This is a genomic window from Roseburia sp. AF12-17LB (assembly GCF_003479605.1).
Classification (GTDB): Bacteria; Bacillota; Clostridia; order Lachnospirales; family Lachnospiraceae; genus Roseburia_C; species Roseburia_C amylophila.
The window spans coordinates 23,894-45,059 of sequence record NZ_QUHR01000005.1 but is presented as its reverse complement, the minus strand read 5'-3'; the positions used below and the strand labels follow the sequence as shown (position 1 = coordinate 45,059).

Annotated in this window: 16 protein-coding genes; 3 read left to right on the top strand and 13 right to left on the bottom strand. The window is 42.3% G+C overall.

Features of this window, described 5'->3' with window-relative positions:
- Positions 1 to 84 precede the first annotated feature (84 nt).
- The 7 genes from DWV68_RS07685 to DWV68_RS07655 all read right to left on the bottom strand — a co-directional run bounded on the left by DWV68_RS07685 (position 85) and on the right by DWV68_RS07655 (position 8,266).
- Positions 85 to 771: a GTP pyrophosphokinase gene (locus DWV68_RS07685; protein WP_118057295.1), complete on the bottom strand. Its 687-nt coding sequence runs from the start codon at positions 769 to 771 to the stop codon at positions 85 to 87.
- Positions 772 to 999: 228 nt separating this feature from the next.
- On the bottom strand, positions 1,000 to 2,061 hold the full coding sequence (locus tag DWV68_RS07680; protein WP_118057294.1) for a PTS transporter subunit IIC: 1,062 nt from the start codon (positions 2,059 to 2,061) through the stop codon (positions 1,000 to 1,002).
- A gap of 87 nt (positions 2,062 to 2,148) precedes the next feature.
- Positions 2,149 to 2,664, bottom strand: coding sequence for a transcription repressor NadR (locus DWV68_RS07675; RefSeq protein ID WP_022242312.1), 516 nt, complete (start codon positions 2,662 to 2,664; stop codon positions 2,149 to 2,151).
- Between the two features lie 24 nt (positions 2,665 to 2,688).
- Complete coding sequence (locus DWV68_RS07670; protein ID WP_022242313.1) at positions 2,689 to 2,955, bottom strand: hypothetical protein; 267 nt, start codon at positions 2,953 to 2,955, stop codon at positions 2,689 to 2,691.
- A gap of 3 nt (positions 2,956 to 2,958) precedes the next feature.
- The gene (locus DWV68_RS07665; protein WP_117841733.1) at positions 2,959 to 3,732 is read right to left on the bottom strand and encodes a TrmH family RNA methyltransferase; all 774 of its coding nucleotides are present in this window, start codon (positions 3,730 to 3,732) and stop codon (positions 2,959 to 2,961) included.
- Between the two features lie 9 nt (positions 3,733 to 3,741).
- Complete coding sequence (gene pfkA / locus DWV68_RS07660) at positions 3,742 to 4,716, bottom strand: 6-phosphofructokinase (protein WP_117841732.1); 975 nt, start codon at positions 4,714 to 4,716, stop codon at positions 3,742 to 3,744.
- 88 nt (positions 4,717 to 4,804) lie between these two features.
- Positions 4,805 to 8,266: a DNA polymerase III subunit alpha gene (locus DWV68_RS07655; protein WP_118057293.1), complete on the bottom strand. Its 3,462-nt coding sequence runs from the start codon at positions 8,264 to 8,266 to the stop codon at positions 4,805 to 4,807.
- A 318-nt stretch (positions 8,267 to 8,584) separates the two neighbouring features.
- On the opposite strand from DWV68_RS07655, the gene DWV68_RS07650 reads away from it, so the two are divergent.
- A complete protein-coding gene (locus tag DWV68_RS07650) occupies positions 8,585 to 9,442 on the top strand; it encodes a patatin-like phospholipase family protein (RefSeq protein ID WP_022242317.1) in 858 nt (285 codons plus the stop codon).
- Here the strand turns inward: DWV68_RS07650 and DWV68_RS07645 are convergent.
- Positions 9,439 to 12,261 carry a hypothetical protein gene (locus DWV68_RS07645; RefSeq protein WP_118665395.1) on the bottom strand — a complete coding sequence of 941 codons (2,823 nt, stop codon included), beginning with the start codon at positions 12,259 to 12,261 and terminating at the stop codon, positions 9,439 to 9,441. The two genes, DWV68_RS07650 and DWV68_RS07645, sit on opposite strands and share 4 nt — an antisense overlap.
- A gap of 206 nt (positions 12,262 to 12,467) precedes the next feature.
- Between DWV68_RS07645 and DWV68_RS07640 the strand changes: the two genes are divergently transcribed.
- Complete coding sequence (locus DWV68_RS07640; RefSeq protein ID WP_158561836.1) at positions 12,468 to 13,211, top strand: LytR/AlgR family response regulator transcription factor; 744 nt, start codon at positions 12,468 to 12,470, stop codon at positions 13,209 to 13,211.
- Positions 13,208 to 14,527: an ATP-binding protein gene (locus tag DWV68_RS07635; RefSeq protein ID WP_118057290.1), complete on the top strand. Its 1,320-nt coding sequence runs from the start codon at positions 13,208 to 13,210 to the stop codon at positions 14,525 to 14,527. Before DWV68_RS07640 ends, DWV68_RS07635 begins: the two co-directional genes overlap by 4 nt.
- A 213-nt stretch (positions 14,528 to 14,740) precedes the next feature.
- On the opposite strand, the gene DWV68_RS07630 is transcribed toward DWV68_RS07635, so the two are convergent.
- The 5 genes from DWV68_RS07630 to DWV68_RS07610 all read right to left on the bottom strand — a co-directional run bounded on the left by DWV68_RS07630 (position 14,741) and on the right by DWV68_RS07610 (position 21,164).
- A complete protein-coding gene (locus DWV68_RS07630) occupies positions 14,741 to 16,240 on the bottom strand; it encodes a radical SAM protein (protein WP_022242699.1) in 1,500 nt (499 codons plus the stop codon).
- 157 nt (positions 16,241 to 16,397) lie between these two features.
- Positions 16,398 to 17,303: a hypothetical protein gene (locus tag DWV68_RS07625; RefSeq protein WP_117697975.1), complete on the bottom strand. Its 906-nt coding sequence runs from the start codon at positions 17,301 to 17,303 to the stop codon at positions 16,398 to 16,400.
- Between the two features lie 120 nt (positions 17,304 to 17,423).
- On the bottom strand, positions 17,424 to 18,305 hold the full coding sequence (locus DWV68_RS07620; RefSeq protein WP_117947551.1) for a GDSL-type esterase/lipase family protein: 882 nt from the start codon (positions 18,303 to 18,305) through the stop codon (positions 17,424 to 17,426).
- A 12-nt stretch (positions 18,306 to 18,317) separates the two neighbouring features.
- On the bottom strand, positions 18,318 to 19,733 hold the full coding sequence (locus tag DWV68_RS07615) for an MBOAT family O-acyltransferase (protein ID WP_117697972.1): 1,416 nt from the start codon (positions 19,731 to 19,733) through the stop codon (positions 18,318 to 18,320).
- A gap of 105 nt (positions 19,734 to 19,838) precedes the next feature.
- The gene (locus DWV68_RS07610; protein WP_022242703.1) at positions 19,839 to 21,164 is read right to left on the bottom strand and encodes an MATE family efflux transporter; all 1,326 of its coding nucleotides are present in this window, start codon (positions 21,162 to 21,164) and stop codon (positions 19,839 to 19,841) included.
- Positions 21,165 to 21,166 lie beyond the last annotated feature (2 nt).

Below are 21,166 nucleotides of genomic sequence, written 5' to 3'. Positions count from 1 at the left end.
GCGGTGCTCGCCAAATCTGCACGCAAGCATGCGATTTTTCTCGCTACTCGCGTAAAAAAGAAGCTGCCAAACCGGCAGCTTCTTTTATTTTTCTTTATCCGCTCTATCTTTTTCTTCCCGCAAAAGCTCCGCTTCCTGTGCTGCCTTTGCCTCTAGAATTGCTTCGTTCAAGGATAACATCTTTGCATCCAGCATAGAAACAATTTCTGCACACTCCCGTAAATCTTTACTGATATATTCCGGTGCATTTCCTTCGAATTTGTAATAAATCTTATGTTCAAGACTCGCCCAGAAGTCCATGGCAATGGTCCGTATCTGAATCTCAACCTTTGTATCCACTACGCGGTCTGATAAAAAAATCGGCACCGTAACCAACATATGATAACTCTTATAGCCGCTTTCCTTCGGATGCCTGATATAATCCTTTACCGATACCACGGTAAGGTCATTCTGTTTTCCAATCATCTCTGCCATACGATAAATATCAGAGGTAAAGGAACATACAATACGGATTCCTGCAATGTCATTTACATAATTGACCATATTATCAATGGTACTCTCGTAACCATATCGTTTCAGCTTCTTTACGATACTCTCCGGCGTCTTAATCCGCCGCTTTATATATTCTATCGGATTGTACTGATGTACATGCTGAAATTCATCATTTAATATTTCAAGCTTGGTTCCAACTTCTTTTAATGCAGAATTATAAAGAAAGATTATGGTATTCCAACCATCTACACCTTCTGTCACTTCAATTGGTGATTCCATTTTCTACTCCTCCATGCATCTACTGCGGAAAATAACCTTTTTATATTTCCGGAATTTTCCTCGTAAGTTATAATATATGCAATAATAATCTAACTTTAGTATAGCACATCTTTGTATAATATGTTTGTTATTAGTTAAATTTTTATCAATTTTTAATAATTATGCACAAGAAGTATTGTTTTTGTTTTCTTATGGTATAACTTTTATCTATATTTTCTTAAATTATTCTTATAAATCGAGCTTCAAATCATTTTCTTTGATCCAGCCAATCTTACGGAAGAACAGACCGAATGCCCAGGTTAAAACACCCGGTAAGATAAAGCATACTAACAGCATTCCAATCCAGTCCATTGGTGTAATGGCTGCCTTGGTGCCGGATGCAATATCATTAATCCAGCCGGTATAAATACCAATCTGACCAACCAGTCCACAGGTTCCCATTCCGGATGCTACGGCTGCACCGTTCATCTGAAGATGGAAGACGCAGGTTGCTATTGGACCTGTTATGGCGGAGCTTAAAATTGCCGGAAGCCAGATTCTTGGATTCCGCACGATATTTCCCATCTGTAACATGGAAGTTCCGATTCCCTGTGCGAAAAGTCCGCCCCATTTATTTTCCCGGAAGCTCAGTACTGCAAAACCTATCATGTTGGCACAGCATCCTGCTACTGCAGCTCCTCCTGCCAGTCCGGTCAGTCCCAAAGCTGCACAGATTGCAGCACTGCTGATTGGCAGCGTCAGTGCGATACCTACAATTACAGAGACTAAAATTCCCATAAAGAACGGCTGCAATTCAGTTGCCCACATAATGGCATTTCCTACTGCACTAGCTGCGGCTCCGATTGCCGGTGCCCACCAGATGGATAAGCCTGCTCCGATGAAAATGGTTACAAACGGAGTGACGATAATATCAATTTTGGTTTCTTTGGATACTGCTTTACCGAATTCGGCTGCAAAGATGGTGACAATCAATACTGCCAGCGGTCCGCCTGCTCCACCCAGGGTATTTGCGGCCACACCGACGGCTGCCAGTGAAAAAAGCACCAGTGGCGGACACTGCAAAGCAAAACCAATGGAGATTGCCATTGCCGGGCCGGTTGCTGCTTTGGCATATCCACCGATGTCCACCAGAAGCTGGATGCCAGCCTGCTCACCAATTGTACTGATAATTGTTCCAATTAAAAGAGAAGCAAAAAGACCTTGTGCCATTGCACCTAAGGCATCAATGCCATATCTTTTTGCTGAGATAATAATATTTTTGCGTTTTAAGAACGCTTTTATCTTTTCCATTTTTCTTCCTCCTTGACTTTAGCTGTCTTGTCAGTTGTCTTGTCAGTCAAGGAGTAGTTTACCATATCGAGAAAAAAAGTCAAGCTGTTATCTTGCGTAGCCTTTTTCCCGTAATTTTTCTTCTATGATGTCAAGTAATTGTTCTGAATCTGCTTCTACGGTATGAAAGTGTTTATTTCCGGTCAGTGTCTTAAGCGGCTTTGCCTTGCTCTTTGCAACCTTTGCAATAAATTCGTCCACATCCTGACGGCTTTTTAAAATCAGATCCACCGTTATCTGTCCGTAAATATCATGCTCGATTACGACGTCTAAGACTTTCCCACCGAAATCCACGATGGTATAAAGCTCATCCTGTGTCTGTTCATCACTGTGGCTTACTGCAATGGTTCTTCTTGCTTTCTGTGTCTCTTCCGAAGGGTCATAAAGCACATAGCCTTTGTTGGTGCTTAAAATATTCTTATTTACTGCACGAAGCAATGCAATATCCTGTACAATCACCTGACGGCTGACTCCTAATTCTTTTGCCAATTCTGTTCCGGACAAAGGTTTTCCCTTCTCCCCCAGCATCTTAATGATGGTATCCCGGCGCATCTGCCCTTCCATTTTCTTTCCTCCTGACACAGTTACTTAATCCTCTTCAATCACATGAATTTCCAAAAAATCAAATTCAATTTCTTCCACAAAATTATCCTGATAAAACCTGGTCTTTGCATGCCGCTTAAATTCATCCACATTGCGGTCTAACCAGATTGGTTTTCCCAAATCAAAGGTATAGCACACCTCATCTAATGCCCGGAACACCTTATGGGTTCTGGTATCCCCGGAGTCATCACAGATGGTGGTATCCTTTAACATATGATTGTCTTTAAATTCTTTTGCCCATAACCGGAACATCCCTTACCTCCTCTGGCGTGCTGCCTCATACATCAGCAGTGTTGCCGCAATTGCTGCATTCAGTGATTCTACTTTTCCTGCCATTGGAATGTGGATATAGGTATCTGCCATTCTGGCAATCTCATCCGATAATCCATTTCCTTCATTTCCAATTAAAAAGCCTGTGGGTTCTTTATAATCCGGCTCCTCATAAGAAACACTGCCCTGCAGATGGGCACTGTAAAGCTTTATTTTCCGGGACTTTAACTGCATCAATATATCCTGCAGGTTTTCCGTCACGAAAAATGGTACGCGAAAGATACTGCCCATAGTGGAGCGGATGGTCTTTGGATTAAAAACATCTACAGTGGTGCGGTTCATGATAATTCCGCTGATTCCCGCTCCCTCTCCGGTTCGGAACATCGTGCCTAAATTGCCCGGATCCTGAATACTTTCAAGAATCAGAAGATGGGCATTTTCCTTTGGTATTACTTCTTCTAAGGTATAATCCGGCATTTTCACAAGACAAAGGATTCCCTGCGGTGTCTTGGTATCGGACACACTTTCAAACACATGATTGGCAAGTACTTCATAATTTTTCCCCTGCAGAACTTTTACATGGGATTCCTCTTCCATGAAATGCTCGGAAACATAAATTCTATCAAGCCAGCCTTCCGGGATTTCCCGGAACATACGGATTCCTTCCACAACAAAAAGCCTCTGTTCATTACGAACTTTGGCTTTTTTTACTAACTGAATTAAATTTTTTACCTGCGGATTTGCTGTACTGGTAATCATAATAACATCCTATCTGGAAAGATTTCTACAGATTTCATACTGATATTCCGGAATGGATTTGGTCATTGCCAGTGCCTCGTCAATATCATAATCTACGAATTCACCATTTTTATATGCTACAAGACGGTTGGATTTGCCTTCGCACAGCAAATCTACGGCAATGCATCCCATGGTAGATGCATAAACACGGTCTTTACAGGTCGGGCTTCCACCACGCTGCATATGTCCTAAGATGGTCGCTCTGGTTTCAACTCCGGTTGCTGCTTCAATTCTCTTTGCCATGCTTGCGGAATGACCGATACCTTCTGCATTTACAATAATATGATGCTGCTTTCCACGTTTTCTGTTCTCTATAATATTATTTACAAGCTTCTGCTCGTCATAATCATATTTCTCCGGAAGCAGGATATCCTCTGCTCCATTGGCAATACCACACCACAGTGCAATGTAGCCTGCGCCTCTGCCCATTACTTCAATGATGGAGCAGCGCTCATGGGAGGTTGAGGTATCACGTACCTTATCAATGGCTTCCATGGCAGTATTTACTGCGGTATCAAAACCGATGGTATAATCGGTACAGGAAATATCAAGGTCAATGGTTCCCGGTAATCCGATGGTGTTGATTCCAAGTGCTGCCAGCTTCTGTGCGCCCTTAAAGGAACCGTCTCCACCGATTACGATAATTCCATCAATGCCATGTTTTCTGCAGATTTCAGCACCCTTCTGCTGTCCTTCCGGTGTTACGAATTCCTGACAACGTGCAGTCTGTAAAATTGTTCCACCTCTCTGGATAATGTCTGCTACATCTTTTGCTTCCATATCAATAATCTCTTCCTGCAAAAGACCTGCATAACCTCTCTTAATTCCTTTTACTTTCTTTCCCTTTGCAATAGCTTCCCTTACTACCGCACGGATAGCAGCGTTCATGCCCGGAGCATCCCCGCCACTGGTTAAAACACCAATTGTCTGAATTTCTTTTGACATTCCCTGTTACCTCCTATATGTAAACACTTCTCTTTGTTCTTTATCCAATCATTTTTATTCTAATCCTTAAACTGTGGTTTTGCAATGGCTACAACGACTTTTCTACAACTTTTACATTATCTTTACCTAAGAAATTCCCAAGATCTTCTAAAAGCTCTTTTGTAATTGCAACATTTCTGTTTTCCGGCAGACGCTTCATCTGTTTTTCTGCTGCAAGATAAATAACGACATGCTCTGAGCCATCGGCATCCATCATTTTTCCATAAAGAGCACCTTCTTTTTCTTCGAAATCGCTCTTACTTGGAAACTGCAGCCACAGCTCCCGTTTCACTTCATCAAAGGAAATGATTTTCTCACAAATAAGCTTGCCGTTGCGGTCTTCTTCTGCAGTTACACGGCCTTCCACAAATACTTTGGCATCATTTTCAAGATATTTTGCATAACGCTCATAATCCTTCGGGAAAATGATGATTTCCACTGTTCCCACCAGATCTTCTAACGTAATAAATGCCATTGCCTTATTATTCTTGGTATACTTGATGACTTTATCGGTAATCATTCCACCGATACACACCTTTGCGCCATCCGATACCTTAAGGGTTCCGGTCTCTTCATCCAGTATAAAGTCTGTGGTAACGGCATTGGTATTCTTCTTTAAACGCTCCATATATTCTTCCAGCGGATGTCCGCTGATATATATGCCCAGAACTTCCTTTTCAAAGCCAAGAAGCACTTCTTTGTCATACTCTTCTACATCCGGAAGCTTGATTTCGTACTCTGCCTTGTCCTCTTCCGGTGCAATATCAAAAAGTGTCATCTGACCAGCCATTGTGGTCTTCTTTTCCTGATTCAGTGCATCCAAAAGAGAACCGTATATCATCATCTTCTGACGGCGGTTTCCTTCCAGTCCGTCTAAGGCTCCCGCTTTGATAAAGTTTTCTATGGTCCGTTTATTCACTTCTCTTCCGGAAAGTCTTGTAATAAAATCCTTTAACGTGGTAAACGGCCCACGGATTTTACGCTCCTCCACAATGGCATCAATCACCGGTCTTCCGATACTCTTAATGGCAGAAAGTCCATAGCGGATTGCCTGACCGGATACGGAGAAACCACCCTCGCCTTCATTGATATCCGGCGGCAGAATTGCGATTCCCATCTGGCGGCAGGTGTAGATATATTCTGAGACTTTGGAAGTATTGTCTAAGACTGATGTCATTAACGCTGCCATAAACTCTACCGGATAATAGTATTTCAAATATGCGGTCTGATATGCAACCACTGCATAAGCTGCCGCATGGGATTTATTAAATGCGTATTTGGCAAAGTCAATCATGTTATCATAAATCTTGTTTGCCACTTTCTCATCGATTCCTCTTGCAATACAGCCCGGAACATTTTCTTCCGGATTACCATAGACAAAGTTCTTCCGCTCCTGCTCCATTACCTTGCCTTTTTTCTTAGACATGGCACGGCGCACCAGGTCAGATCTGCCCCATGTATAACCGGCGAGGTCACGTACAATCTGCATAACCTGTTCCTGATATACGATACAGCCATAGGTCGGTGCCAGAATCGGCTCCAATTCCGGGCAGTCATAGGTAATGCTTTCCGGGTGGTCTTTTCCCTTGATATAAGCCGGAATAAAGTCCATTGGACCCGGACGGTAAAGAGAAATGCCTGCGATAACATCCTCTAAGCTCTGTGGCTTTAACTCCTTCATGAAGTTCTTCATTCCGGCACTTTCCAACTGGAAGACACCATCGGTTTTGCCGGTTCCAAGAGAGTCTAGCACTTTCTTATCGTTATAATCAATGGCATTCATATCAATTTTTTTACCGCTGCTCTTTTCTGCAAGACGGACTGCATTCTGGATTACAGTCAGTGTCCGGAGTCCTAAGAAATCCATTTTCAGAAGTCCTAATTCTTCAATGGTAGTCATGGTAAACTGTGTGGTTATGGTGCCATCGGATGCTCTTGACAACGGAACATATTCATCCATTGGTTTCTGGCTGATTACCACGCCTGCTGCATGCATGGACGTATGCCTCGGCAGACCTTCTAATCTTCTTGACATATCGATAAGTTTCTTTACCGACTCGTCGGATTCATACATGCCCCGGAGCTCCGGGTTCATCATCAGTGCCTTATCAATGGTAATTCCCAGTTCATTTGGAATTGCCTTGGCAATCGTATCTACAAAATTATAAGGCAAATCCATGACACGCCCCACATCACGGATTACTCCACGGGCTGCCAGCGTACCAAAGGTTACAATCTGTGTCACACAGTCCTTGCCATATTTTTCTACCACATAATCAATAACTTCCTGTCTTCGTTCAAAGCAGAAATCCACATCAATATCGGGCATAGATACACGTTCCGGATTTAAGAAACGCTCAAAAATCAGATTGTAACGAACCGGGTCAATATCTGTAATTCCGGTGGTGTAAGAAACAAGGCTTCCTGCGGCACTGCCTCGTCCCGGTCCCACCATAATATCATGCTCTCTCGCATAATGGATAAAGTCCCACACAATCAGGAAATAGTCCACATATCCCATATTTTTAATAACGGCAAGCTCGTCATCTAATTTCTGTAAATATTTTGGTGCATCGGCTCCATACCGCTTATCCAGTCCTTCATGACACAATTTATTTAAATAAGTCCAGGAATCATAGCCTTCCGGCACCTCAAAATGCGGCACCTTGGTATGTCCGAATTCAATTTCCACATGACAGCGGTCTGCAATCTTCTGGGTATTTTCCAGTGCCTGCAGTGCATATGGAAAAAGTGATTTCATTTCCTCTTCGGATTTGACATAATACTGTCCGCCTTCATAACGCATTCTGTCTTCGTCCGCTAATTTTTTTCCGGTCTGAAGGCAGAGCAGGATGTCATGAGGCTCTGCATCCTCTGCATTGGTGTAATGCACGTCATTGGTTGCCACCAGCTCAATTCCGGTCTCCTGACTCATGCGAAGAAGCTGCTGGTTTACCAGCTTCTGCTCCGGAATTCCATGATCCTGCAGCTCTAAAAAGAAATTGCCTTTTCCAAAACAGCGTTCATAGCGGTAAGCTACTTCTTTTGCTTCTTCATACATTCCACGTACCAGATTACGCTGTACTTCACCTGCCAGACAGGCACTTAGGGCAATAATTCCCTCATGGTATTTTTTTAACACTTCCATGTCCACACGCGGCTTATAATAGTATCCCTCCACAAAGCCTTTGGATACAATTTTCATCAGATTGCTATAGCCTGTGTTATTCTCTGCCAGAAGCACAAGATGATAGTATCTGTCCTCTCCATGTACCATCTCGCGGTCTAATCTCGAGCCGGGAGCCACATAGACTTCACAGCCAAGAACCGGGTTAATTCCCGCCTCCCTGGCTGCCTTATAGAAATCAATGACACCATACATAACACCATGGTCGGTAATCGCCCCTGCTGTCATGCCAAGTGCCTTGATTTTCTCCACATATTCTTTTATTTTATTTGAACCGTCTAACAGACTGTATTCTGTATGTACATGTAAATGGGCAAATGCCATTCCCGTTTCCTCTCTTCCGCTGTTTCTATTCTTCGCCTTTTATCACTGTCTCATATTATAACGTTTTTTGCGGAAGGTTTCAACGACCGGAAGGAGATTCTGTGTGGATTATTCCGGGGAAATTATATCAATTTGTGGCATTCGTGCTGCTACCCATATATTAACAATGCAGTGACATATGGGTAGCAGCCCGAATGCCGCAAACTCATATATTTTTCCGGAATATACATACAATAAAAAGTGTATTTTGACTTTCTTCTTCAATGTGCTAAACTATATGTGAAAAAATTAACGAAGTATATCTCAAGAGGTGATATCATGGAAAAGTCTGGATTGATTGTAGAAGGCGGCGGTATGAAATGCGCTTACAGTGCTGGAATTCTGGATGCCTTCTTAGACGACAATGTTACATTTGATTATTGTATGGGGGTATCTGCCGGTGCGGCAAATACTGCTTCTTACCTTGCCGGGCAACGTGGTCGTAATCTGCGTTTCTATATAGAGCATGTAAAAGACCCCCGCTACATCAGTATCAAAAATCTGATTAAAACCGGTTCTCTCTTCGGACTTCAATATATTTACGGAACCTTAACCAATTCCACAGGAAACGACCCGCTGGATTATGATGCCTTAGCAGCAAATCCAAGTGAATTTCATTTTCCGGCAACCAATGCTGCCACCGGAAAGGCAGAATATTTTTCCAAAGAAGATTTAGGCCGTGATGACTACCGCGGCATTATGGCAACCTGTGCCCTTCCGGGCTTCTGCAAACCGATTTCTTTTCACGGCAATTATTACTATGATGGCGGTGTTGCAGATTCCATTCCGGTTGAACGTGCCATTGCAGATGGCTGCGACAAGGTAGTAATTATCTACTGCCGTCCACTTGGCTATGTCAAGCAGCCGGAGAGTTACCGTTTTCTTTACAAAAAGATGCTACGGAAATTTCCAAATACGATTACTGCAATTGATAACAGACACTTAAATTACCGGCACTCGGTAGAAGTTGCTGCAAAATTACAAAAAGAAGGACGGGCATTTCTCTTTGCACCGTCCCATCAGGTTAAGATTGGCACTTTTACCACTGACCCGAAAATCATGCAGGAGCTTTATGATTTAGGAATCAGTGATTATAAAGCACAAAAGGATGCGCTGCGTGCCTTCTTAAACAATTAACAATATTTCTTTCTGCCAGCAGCTGCCACAACCATCAATCCAGCTGCGGAAAACATCAGAAGCAGTATTCTTCCAACCGGTGTTTCATCACCAGTTTTTATGGTTGCAGTCTTCTGTGTTGTTCCCGTCAGGGCTGCCGTATTGGAACCGGCTGCATCAGAGCTGCTTCTATTTGAAGTTCCCGCTACTGTGCCGGAACCGTTCGTTCCAGTGCTGCCTGTAGTTCCATTACTGCCTGTGGTTTCACCTGGATTGGAACCGTTTCCAGTGGAAGGGGCTTCCTTTACGGCAACTGTCACCTTTGTAGATGCAGAAGTCAGATAGTTTCCTGTCTCTGCATACCGTACGAAATAGTCACCTGCTGCAAGCTGGCTTATCTTTGTACCATCTGTAACCTTGATCCAATGAATTTCATCTGTGCTGTATTCCATTGCAGTAGTCAGGTTTTCAATGGCTCCATCACTTGCACCTGTTTTACTGGTATTTACAGCCTTCAGTCCTGTTGGTGCCGCCTGACCTGCCTTCCCTATCGTAAACTGCAGATGTGCTGCTTCATGATACACTCCAATACCTGTTATTGTTACCTCTGCATTTCCTGCATTTTTGTTATCCGAATAAGCAACGGTATAATCCGTATCCTTTGTCAGTGTCTGTCCGTCATATACCACAAGTACTTCCGGTTCCTTTGCTGTTCCATCATAAGTATAGGTCGTTGGATTCAATGTTGCTGATAAATCTGCATCTGTCATCTTACGATAACGAAGCTCCACATTCTGGGCAATCTGACCATCTGCATCCACAATGGTATTTCTGTAATCAACATCTGCCGGATTTCTCTTCCTATTTGCAATAGAATAATCTTTTGGCAGGAATCCCCGGATTGTTCCGAGACTTTCTTCCAGAGCAACGTTGGCATAATTCGAAATGCCCTGACTCACATTCTTTAATACCAGCTTTGAATCTTCATCCATTGTAAGCTTCTCTAACCAGCACCGTCCAGAACCGTCATTTCCGGATACTGTAACTTCACTTCCCTCAAGCTTTACTCCACTGTTCGTCATCCACTGTAAATCAGTCAGTGCTGCTTTTGCATTTTTAAAGGTCAGTTCCTTTGTAAGTCCGACACCGCCATTGGTAATCTTTCCCTTATAATTACCATTTGCAATGGTAAGATTGTTCCCTGAGGAAATCGTATCCAGAATCAATGTATGTCCGTTCAGGTCAAGGGTTACGGCTTTACTGTCTCCGATTGCTGCGGTTCTTCCATTTCCATAAATATCTTTCACAAATTTGATGGTATCTCCATCTTCCAGGTATCTGAAATCATTATATGCTCCGGTTCCACCGAAGTCTCCATTCAGCATTCTCTTAGTCGTTCCATCCGTTCCAATCAGCTCTGCATATTCTATGTCATATTCTCCACAGACCATACATCTGCCGGAATATCCTGCTAAAATCGGATGTTCACAGTTATCTACATCATATGTCTCGCCGGTTGCCATTATCTGTACCCAGTTTTCCCCGCCATCGCTATATTTTACGATATCATTCTGCGTCTGCAATGTTCCTCCCAGAAGTGGCGGAGTACCGGTAGCAGCACTTCCGGTTCTGGATATGGAAAGCTCACCGCCTGCTGCATTCATTAAAATGTTGCTTCCCCCTATTACAGAATGCCCTTCTGCTCCCAGAAGTGTAATGTAATTTCGTGCCTGAAGGTCTGCATCCCCTGCAATTGCTGCATTGTTCGCACTCTGCATGGATATTCTATTTGCATTTATCTTTGCATTTCCTTCGATTATGGCAGCATCTCCATTTGCCTGCAGCATAACAACTAATGAAGGTGCCGTAATCTCTGTACTTCCGGTTGATACCGCTCCCCCTTCACTGGTTATCTCAACACCATATCCATTTTCTGCATTGACAGCGAGATTTCCTTTTACCGCAGTCTTCTTTGCGCGGATTGTTACATCTTTTACTGTTTCTAATTCAAGATTGCCTTCTGCTATTGTTTCACCCACAAGAACTATCCTGCCACTCGAACTGTTCGAATTACTGTTTCCATTGGATGACAGGAAAGTATCTGTTGCTTTAAAAAATGCCTCTGTTACATTTATATTATTTCCATTTACCAGATCAAACGAATTCAGGGAACCAGTCTTTTTCAGGCTGATTTCTCCGTTCTGCTCATCCGTTGCCTCTATCAGATACTTCACCGCTCCACCTGATAAATAGATGTCCAACTGATCCGCCTCAAGCTTAACTGAACCGGCAGAGATAAATACATCACCAGTAACATCGTCTGCATCTAAAGTTATCTCCCCGGCGGTTTTTAAATCCACCAGAGAAAGTCCCTTTATAAGAGCATTTCCACCCCTTCCAGAAACTTGAATATCTCCGGTATATTCATCCGCCTTAAGTACTGCATCTGCAGTTCCTGTAACCAATGTTTCTGTATCATTATAATTTGTCAAATAAAAGTTACCATCCCCTTTCAATGTCAGGGTTCCATTTTCAATCTTTAAGATTTCTGTTGAACTTCCTCCGTTCGAATATATTTTTACACTTCCTTTTACTTCCATTATACCTGCACTATAATAGATATATGCTCCCGGAAGAGCCGCCGGGTCACATTCACTCATGGTTCCACTCCCTCTGCTTCCTCCGAATTCATAGTATCTGCCATCCTCTAGTTCCGTTCCGTTTATGGATACCTTCAGTCCCTCTGCATGTACCGGTATTACTTCCTGCATTCCGGTAAATACAGTCATCAGCAGCAGTAACACTGCCAAGATTCCACATGTTTTCTTTTTTAATTTCATAAGTTACCTCCCAAATTTATTTTTCTCTTACGAAATATTTTTCAAAATGAATTTGTATACCAATTTCCTTTATACCATTCTTTTTGAAGGCTTGTCAATCGGGGTGGGATGAAAAGCACTTTAGTGGGATGAAAGATTCGTATTTTTTCGACAGGTATGCTATAATAATGCCTGAAAAGCCAGGAAATCGAAAGGAGGCTATCTTATTGCGGTTTGCGATTGTTGATGACAATATAGAAGAAATACATATGACAGAGCTGCTCATCCGGGACTGGTGCGGCAGCCATAACATAACGGTCTGCTGTGATACCTTTACCGAAGGGGATGCTTTTTTGTTGTCCGCCGCCTCGAATTCCTATGATTTTGTGCTATTCGATATTTATCTTAAGGAAGCAAACGGGATTGACCTTGCGGTTTCTTTTCGAAAAATTTCGCCGAAGACACCGATTGTCTTTCTGACCTCCAGCTCGGAATATCATGTGGAAGCTTTGCATGTCCACGCTTTCGACTATCTGCAAAAACCGATTACCAAAGCTGCCATCCATCCGTTATTAGATGACCTTCTGGCTGTCCGTCCTGTTTTGGATTCCCATTTATTTCTGACCGTAAATACCAACAAGACGAAGCTTCCGATTCTTTATTCGGACATTCAATATATTATTTCAGATTCAAACTATCTTATTATTCATACCAGCGAAGAAATCCGCTGCCGTATGCTGTTTCGGGATGTTACCCGCACGCTTTCGGAGGATGAACGTTTTTTGACCATTAACCGTGGTGTTATGGTAAATCTGGACTATGTTTCTTCCATGGACGGAGCAGTCTGCATGATGAATGATGGAGCATCCTTTTCCATGAACAAAAAGCAGTCTAATACCCTTCAGCAGACTTATATTACCTGGCAATTTACCCAACGCACAAAGTCACTTTTACACGGAGGTCTGTCATGAATCCTTTTACTGTTCTGATTGCCGCAGCCCATTACGGAGTTATTTTCCCGGGTATTTTTATCTGCATCGTTCCGGTTGCTGACTGGATATCAATTCCCCTGCGGAAACTCTTTTCTGTTCTGATTCCGGTTATGACTGCAATTTGTCTGATTTTAGGCTGCGTTGAATCCACCGGGAATTATGATGCAAATCTGTTCTTTTTCCCACTCCTGTCCGTATGCCTTATTGTATATTTTATTACGGTCCGCCTGAGTAATCTAAAGCTCTGGTATTTATTTTTATGTGCCACCGCAGCCCTTTCCTTTGGCTGCATTGCCAACGATTATATCATTGCTTATACCGTCCCTTCTTCCAATGTAGATGACAGCTCTGTTCCGGGACTGCTCTTACAATACGCCATCAGCTTTCTTATTATGTTCTTATTTATCGTCATAAAAGATAAGCTGAAATGGATTTTCGAAAATGTAAATCAGCCTTTATTCTGGTGGCTTACATGGATTATTCCTGCCATTATTACTTTTTGTAATATCTTTATGCTGCCTAAGGACTACAACAATATCCGTGTAGGCCGGGTATTTGTAATTGCCATGGTTATCGAGGTGGTTCTTTTTATCTTTTTTATAACCTTCCAGATTCTGCTTTATCTCATTGCCGTTACAACTGCACAGAAAATCAAAGCAGATACCACTTCGATTATGTACCGCGCCCAGGCAAGCCAGTATGTCAAGCTTCAGAATTATCTCGATCAGTCCCGTCAGGAGCGGCATGATTTCAAACATACCATTGCAGTTATGCAGGAGCTGGCCCAATCCGGGCAATATGAAGAATTAAAAAATTATATGTCTGATTACCAGATGGAAACCGGCAGACATTCCATGCAGTATCTTTTCTGCCAAAACATGGCTGTGAATGCAGTTATCAGTTACTATGCTTCCCTTGCAGAATCCTGTCATATCAAAATGGATTTTAAGGTTATTGTTCCCCAGAAGATTTCTATTTCTGATGTAGACTTAAGCCTGCTTTTCGGCAATCTTTTGGAAAATGCCATCCATGCCTGCTGTCAGGTTCCGGTGGAAAATAGATATATCCACCTCAGTTCTGACCTTAACAGTCCGGGCACCATATATATCACAATGGTAAACAGCTTCAATGGAATTGTAAAAAAGATGAACGGGCAGTTTCTGTCTACAACAGAAAGCGGCAGCGGTATTGGACTTCTTTCTATCCAAACCACTGCCGAACGTTATCATGGTTCTACCCGGTTTTATAATGAGGAAACGGAGTTTATTTCAAATATTATGCTGCGGTTATCTTAAGAGAAAGCTATTTCATCATATGATTGTAATGGATTCCTGTTTCATTTGAGACCTCCCTGTTGCCGGATGTATCTATTTTACTGTATCAGGTATAAGACTTCAAGATGCTTTACTTATCTCTCGCGGACTTTCAAAAAAATAGGACTTAAATCATTCAAACCCTTGTTGTATAAGGTTTCTCTTGATTTAGTCCTATTTTATCATCTAATTTAATTACTGAAGATCCTCATCTCTTAATCCATCGGAACCATCCGCATGCTCAAATGCTGCAAGTTCCGGATGTTCTCTCTTTTCTTCCGTATAGTTCTCATAAGGTGCTTTCTTATGTTTCTGTTCTGCCCAGATACGGTCTGCAACCGGTCCCCACTCTTCTGCATAGTGGTCACACTTAGAGCAGAGATGCTCAACAGTCTCTTCTGCCTCAGCGTTTGTTCCCTTCGCACCAGTCTTGTTTACCATTTCTCTTAAGAGCTTTGGATTCTCAAGCATCGGACATGGACGCAGGTGGTTTCTGTTAAATGGCTGTCCTTCATGATATGCCTTAAACAATGGGCTCTGCAGCATCTCAAGGATTGACTTATCATGGATATTCGAATCCGAGAAATGGATAAATACGCACGGTTCTGCGTCTCCCTGTGCATTAATATGGAAGTAGTTACGTCCACCGGCAATACATCCGCCAACAAATTCTCCGTCATTCTGGAAGTCCATTGGGAAAAATCCGATATCATTGTCTCCAGTACGAACCCAGCGAATCTTCTTAATAATTTCTTCCCGCTGTTCCAATGTCGGCATCAGCTCCGGAGCTGCGTTCTGTCCTACCGGCATATAATGGAAGTAGAAACCGAAACGTGCGCCCTTATCAGCAATGAAACGTAAGAATTTCTCATCGGTAACAGCCTCAACATTGGCTCTGGTATAGCAGATAGAAGTTCCGAATATGATACCATATTGTTTCAACAGATCCATTGCCTTCATAACGGCTGCATAATGTCCGTCACCACGACGTCCGTCATTTGTCTCAGGTGTTCCCTCAATGGAAAGAAGGAATGTAATATTTCCAAGTTCTACAATCTTCTTACACAACTCCTCATCAATCAGAGTAGAGTTGGAGAAAAGACCGAACATACAATCATTATGCTTCTCAGCAAGTTTTAAAATATCATTCTTACGAACAGTCGGTTCTCCACCTGTCATAAAGTAAAGATAAGTTCCAAGTTCCTTACCCTGTGTAACAATCTTATCCATATCCTCATAGGACATGTTATTCTTGTGGCCATATGTGCCGGACCAGCATCCTACACAATGCATATTACATGCGTCTGTCGGGTCAAAAAGAATCAGCCATGGAATATTACAGTTGTACTTCTCACGGTTTGCCCTGATTGTCTTTGTTCCACGGAAAAATGCTTCATATCCTAAATTCAGAAGGAATTTCTTAGCATAATTTGGATTTGTCTCATCCAGAACACGGTTTACAAACTTCACCCATCTGTTCTCCGGATTCTTTACATACTCTCTGACCTTATCCAATGTTGCCTTGTCTGCGCCATTTCCCCAGAAAGTCTCTGCCTTATCAATAAGTTCAAGGAATGTTTCCTGTCTTTTCGCGATATCATCTGTCTTAGTCAACTTACCTACGATGCTATTGGTCATTATCTCAAAAGCTTTTCTTTCTACTTTGTGCTGTGTGTTTTCAACGAATGAAGCCATGCTAACTTCCTCCCTCTTTTTTCTTCTATGTATTTTAACATTTATTAGTATAAGAAACAATGCGTTTTTTTGACATATACAATAGATTTTTTTTGTATGGTCAAGTTATACTTTTTCGACAATTTGTATATCTGACAGCACAAATTGTCCATTTTGTTTATAACTGCTCATCATAGACAAGTCCTTTGATATCGTCCTCGGCAAGTTTATGCTCCGCAACCTTTTTCTCTGCTTCACTCTTTAAAAGGCTGCTCTGGGTCTCCTTGTCTAATTTTGTATCAGTCTTCTTATCCTCTTTCTTGTCTGCATCCTTCTTATCCGTATCTTTCTCATTTTCTTTGATGGTCTCATCGATGTGGTCTACTGCTTCCCCAATCAGTCCTAATGTTGCTTCATCGGATGCATTGTCTAATATTTCTTCCGCTTCCTTCTGGCTGTCTATCATATCATGATGCTTTAACCGTTCCGTATGTACTGCCCGGAGGTATCCGTTATCCTCGGCTCTTTCCTTTCCAAGGTCTTTTATCTTGCTTCTGTATTCTGACTCCATTTTATAGTAGTCCATGGACTCTTTCTGATAGTCTGTCATTCCGCCTTTCTGTAATTCTGAGACATGCTCTAATTCTTCTTTGGAAAGCATGCTTCTTCCTTCTGCTGTACTGGCTTTCTTTAAAAGGTCAAGGTCTGCCTCTTCCTGGCTGCCATCCGCTACCTGGTAACGTCCCTTTAATTCAGCTTCCTTATTCTGTAAGTCGCGGATTTCACTCTGATAATCTTTTATCTCGCTGTCAATTTCCTTAATGTGGGCACGCCGCTCGTCCATCTCTTCATCCACTGCGTGCTCACCGGAAAATGTATCCATAATCTTCTTTAATGCTTCTTTCTGGGCATTTGCCATCTTCTGTCCAATCAGATCTGTCTGATTCAGATTAAGACCGGCACCTTTTATTACATTGCTGTCATTCTTATTATCCTGCTTCTTATCATCTGACTTTGCACTTCCCTGTGTCCCGTCATTCTGATATAAGCTCTGTGTCCCAAAACTGGTATTGATTCCATTCATATACGCTTCCCTTGCCTTTCTGCAACGCTTATCCGGTTATCGGATATTTCTTTCACTGTTGTATACACTTTTATAAATAATACATCGGTTTTCCACTGCGTTTTCCTAAGAGTTTTGGTCTTATTTTTCCTTTACAATAGCTTTCGTCAGAATCCATTCTGCCCACTGGGCATAATATTTTCCTAGAGGATGGGCATCATCACTGGTATACTGGGCATCGAGGTTTCCTGCCCCATCATCAAAGATTTCATTCACATCAATATAATAGGTCTGCTTCTGGTCACATAAGGACTCCACCACGTCATTGAGCCAGTCAATATTGGCATTGTTATAAAGGCTGTCCGAATCGGATTTTGCCTTGGAAACATGAAGACTCGCCTCTAAGAATAAAATGGCATCCGGCTGCATTTCCCGTATTTTCTCTACCACTTCACGATATTGCTTTTCTATGCTTGCATGTGGATATCCCAGTTCATTGATACCTAGCATCAGATAAATCTTTCCGTAATTTTTCCGGCTTAACACTTCATCCAAAGTTTCTTTTCCATAGCCCGGCATATCCACCTCTGTTTCAAACAGCTTAAAGGAACTTAAGCCAATCGTTGCAAATACATCCGCATCCCCAAGGTCTGCATACTCCGATAATCCTACTGTTCTGGAATCTCCAATAAATAAAGCATCGGAAAAATAGCTGATATCCTCTGTTGTAAAGGTTCCCTCCTGCTCCGTATCTGCCACCGTTTCATTATCCTTGGTACCTGTTTTATCTTCTGTATTTTCTGTACTATCAATATCTTCTTGTCCTGTACCGGCTTTATCTGTGCTGTTTTCTTCCGTTCCGGCAACTGCTTCCGCCGGCTCTTTTTCTGTGTCTGTCACCTGTGCCAGTTCTTCCTGCCTTGCCTTCTTCTCCTGCTCCGCAGTTACAAGCTTTACGGTAATCACCGGGAATGCAATCACAAATGTCAGCAGTAAAAGTATAGTAAATTTATATTTTTTCATCGTATTTCCTCACTAGAATCTGAAGTATAAGAATGGATCATCCATTCCAAGATACATACAATATACGCTCGCCCAGAATAATGCCAGCAGCAGTAAAATCACCCAGAGGCGGTTCTTATTCTTCTTAAGGAGCTTCTCCTGAACACCTGTTGCAAACAGGATACCAAGCACCAGATAAATGCCATAGGTCTTACCATATTTCAGATAATCTCCCTGAAACAATACCGTTCCGGTACTGCCAAAGAATGGGAATAATTTCTGTAAATAAATGCCAAGCTGGCTTAAATCCGTAATCACAAAGACCAGCCAGGAAAGTGGTATCCAGAGTATCATATAAATATGGCCAAGCGCCTTATGCCGCTCCAGCACTTTTCCAAGTCCGGCTTTTTCCACGAATAATAAGACAAAAAGCAAAAGTCCCCACAGTACAAAGTTCCAGCTTGCGCCATGCCAGAGCCCTGTCAGAAGCCATACCACAAACATATTGCGGACGGTCTTTGCAAAACCACCGCGGTTGCCGCCCAGCGGAATGTATACATATTCCCGGAACCAGCCACCCAGTGTCATATGCCAGCGGCGCCAGAAATCCGTCATGGACACTGCCATATACGGATTGTTAAAGTTCTGTGGAAAGTCAAAGCCCATCATCCGCCCCAGTCCGATTGCCATCAGGGAATACCCATAGAAGTCAAAATATAACTGCAGGCTGTATGCCACAATGCTCATCCATGCCAGCGGTGTGGAAATGCTCTCATAACCGATTGCTGTCACCTCTGTCCAAAGATGTCCCACCCGGTTTGCCAGCAATACTTTATAAGCAAGTCCCAGTGCAAATACCTTAAGTCCGGATTCCACCTTTACCATGGAATGTTTTCTCTTATGAAGCTGCTCCTGAATCAGATGGTAATTGACAATCGGTCCTGCAATTAACTGCGGGAACATGCATAGATACGTTCCCAGAGAAATCAACGATTTTTCCGCTTTTGTTTCCCTCCGGTACACGTCCACCAGATAGGAAATAATCTGGAACGTATAAAAGCTGATTCCAATTGGCAGAATCAGATTCCATGTTTCCAGTTGTACCTTAACGTGCATTGCACCAAAAAGGGCATTCAGATTCTCTATAAGAAAGCCCAGATATTTAAACAGAATGAGCCATCCTAAATCATAGACGATTCCAACCACAAGCCAGGCTTTCCTCGCCCGCTTCGTCTTCTGTGCCGCAATCAATTTTCCAGCCACGAAATTGACCACCACAGACATAATCATAAGTAAAAGATAACCCGGATTTCCCCTGACACCATAGTAATAAAAACCAAGGCTGGCAAGGAAAAGCCAGGCATTCTTATAAGAAGCCGGCAGGATATAATAAACCAGAAAAAATACCGGCATAAAATACATGATAAATGCTATGCTGCTAAAAACCATCTTTCGTATCCTCTCTTTACTATCTTAAAATGGTATTATCCATTCATTCTTTACCATTCATTATACTCTTTATAGATTAGACGTTCCAGATGAAAAAAAAGTTTCTTAAATTCCGTATTTCGATAAATTTCTTCTCTGACAGTAAAAAGAAAGTCCTGATGTCACAAATTCTGCCACCGGAACTGCCAGCCAGACTCCCTTTAATCCGATAATTTGCGGCAGAATCAGTAAAGAGGCCAGAATACAGACAAAGGTTCTGCTGAAGGATACCAGTGCAGATGTTTTTCCATCAGAAAGTGCCGTGAACAGCGAAGAGGTAAATACGTTATAGCCGCTGAAAAGATAGTTGATGCCAAACAATGCAAATCCCGTAACTGTCATTGCAAAGGTATGACTGCTTTCTGAGACAAATACTGATGTAATCGGCTTCGCCAGAAGAATCGATGCCACCGCCATAAAGCCAGAGGATATTTTTACAAACCGGTTACTGATATGGTAAACGTTACTTAATTTTTCACTGTTCTTTGCTCCGTACTGGAAGCTGATAACCGGTGCCACACCCATGGAAAATCCAAGATACAGCGCATTGAATAAAAACTGTCCGTATAAAATAATGGTAATTGCAGCTACCCCGTCTGCTCCAACCATACGCATCAGAATAATATTAAAAAGGTATGTAATTACTGCATTGGAAAGGTTCGTTACCATCTCGGAAGAACCGTTGGTGCAGGACTGCCACAATGCTTTTCCATCCCAATGGAAGCGGGTAAAATGAAGTCCTTTTCTTTTCACCAGGAAATAGATGACTCCCACTACCGCAGGAATCATCTGTCCGATGCCTGTTGCAATAGCTGCTCCGGCAATGCCAAGCTGCATTGGCCCCATAAAGACATAATCTAAGATTGCATTGGCTACACCTCCGGCAGTAATCAGTCCGAGTCCATATGCAGGTTTTCCTGCAGTCACAAAGAAGCACTGAAATAAACTCTGCAAAATACAGCACGGTCCAAAATACATCATATCAATAAGATATGTTTTCCCATTTTCGAATAAAGAGTCGTCTGCTCCTAATGCATATACAATCGGTTTATGAAAAAGTAATACAATAACCAGCAGCACCAGACTTACAGCAACTCCTACCACTGCAAGAAAAGTAAAGTTCTCACATGCTCCCTTTTCATCTCCCTCACCCATTTTTCTTGCTACCACTGCACTTCCACCGGTTGCTAACATAACGCCGATTGCAATGAGAATACAAATAACCGGCCATACAATATTGACTGCAGAAAGAGCGCTTTCTCCTACCAGTCTTGACACAAAGATTCCATCTATGATTGTATACAATGACATAAATACCATCATAATCATAGATGGCAATGCAAATTTCAATAAGGATAATGTTTTAAAGTTCTGATTTAATGAATTCGACATGA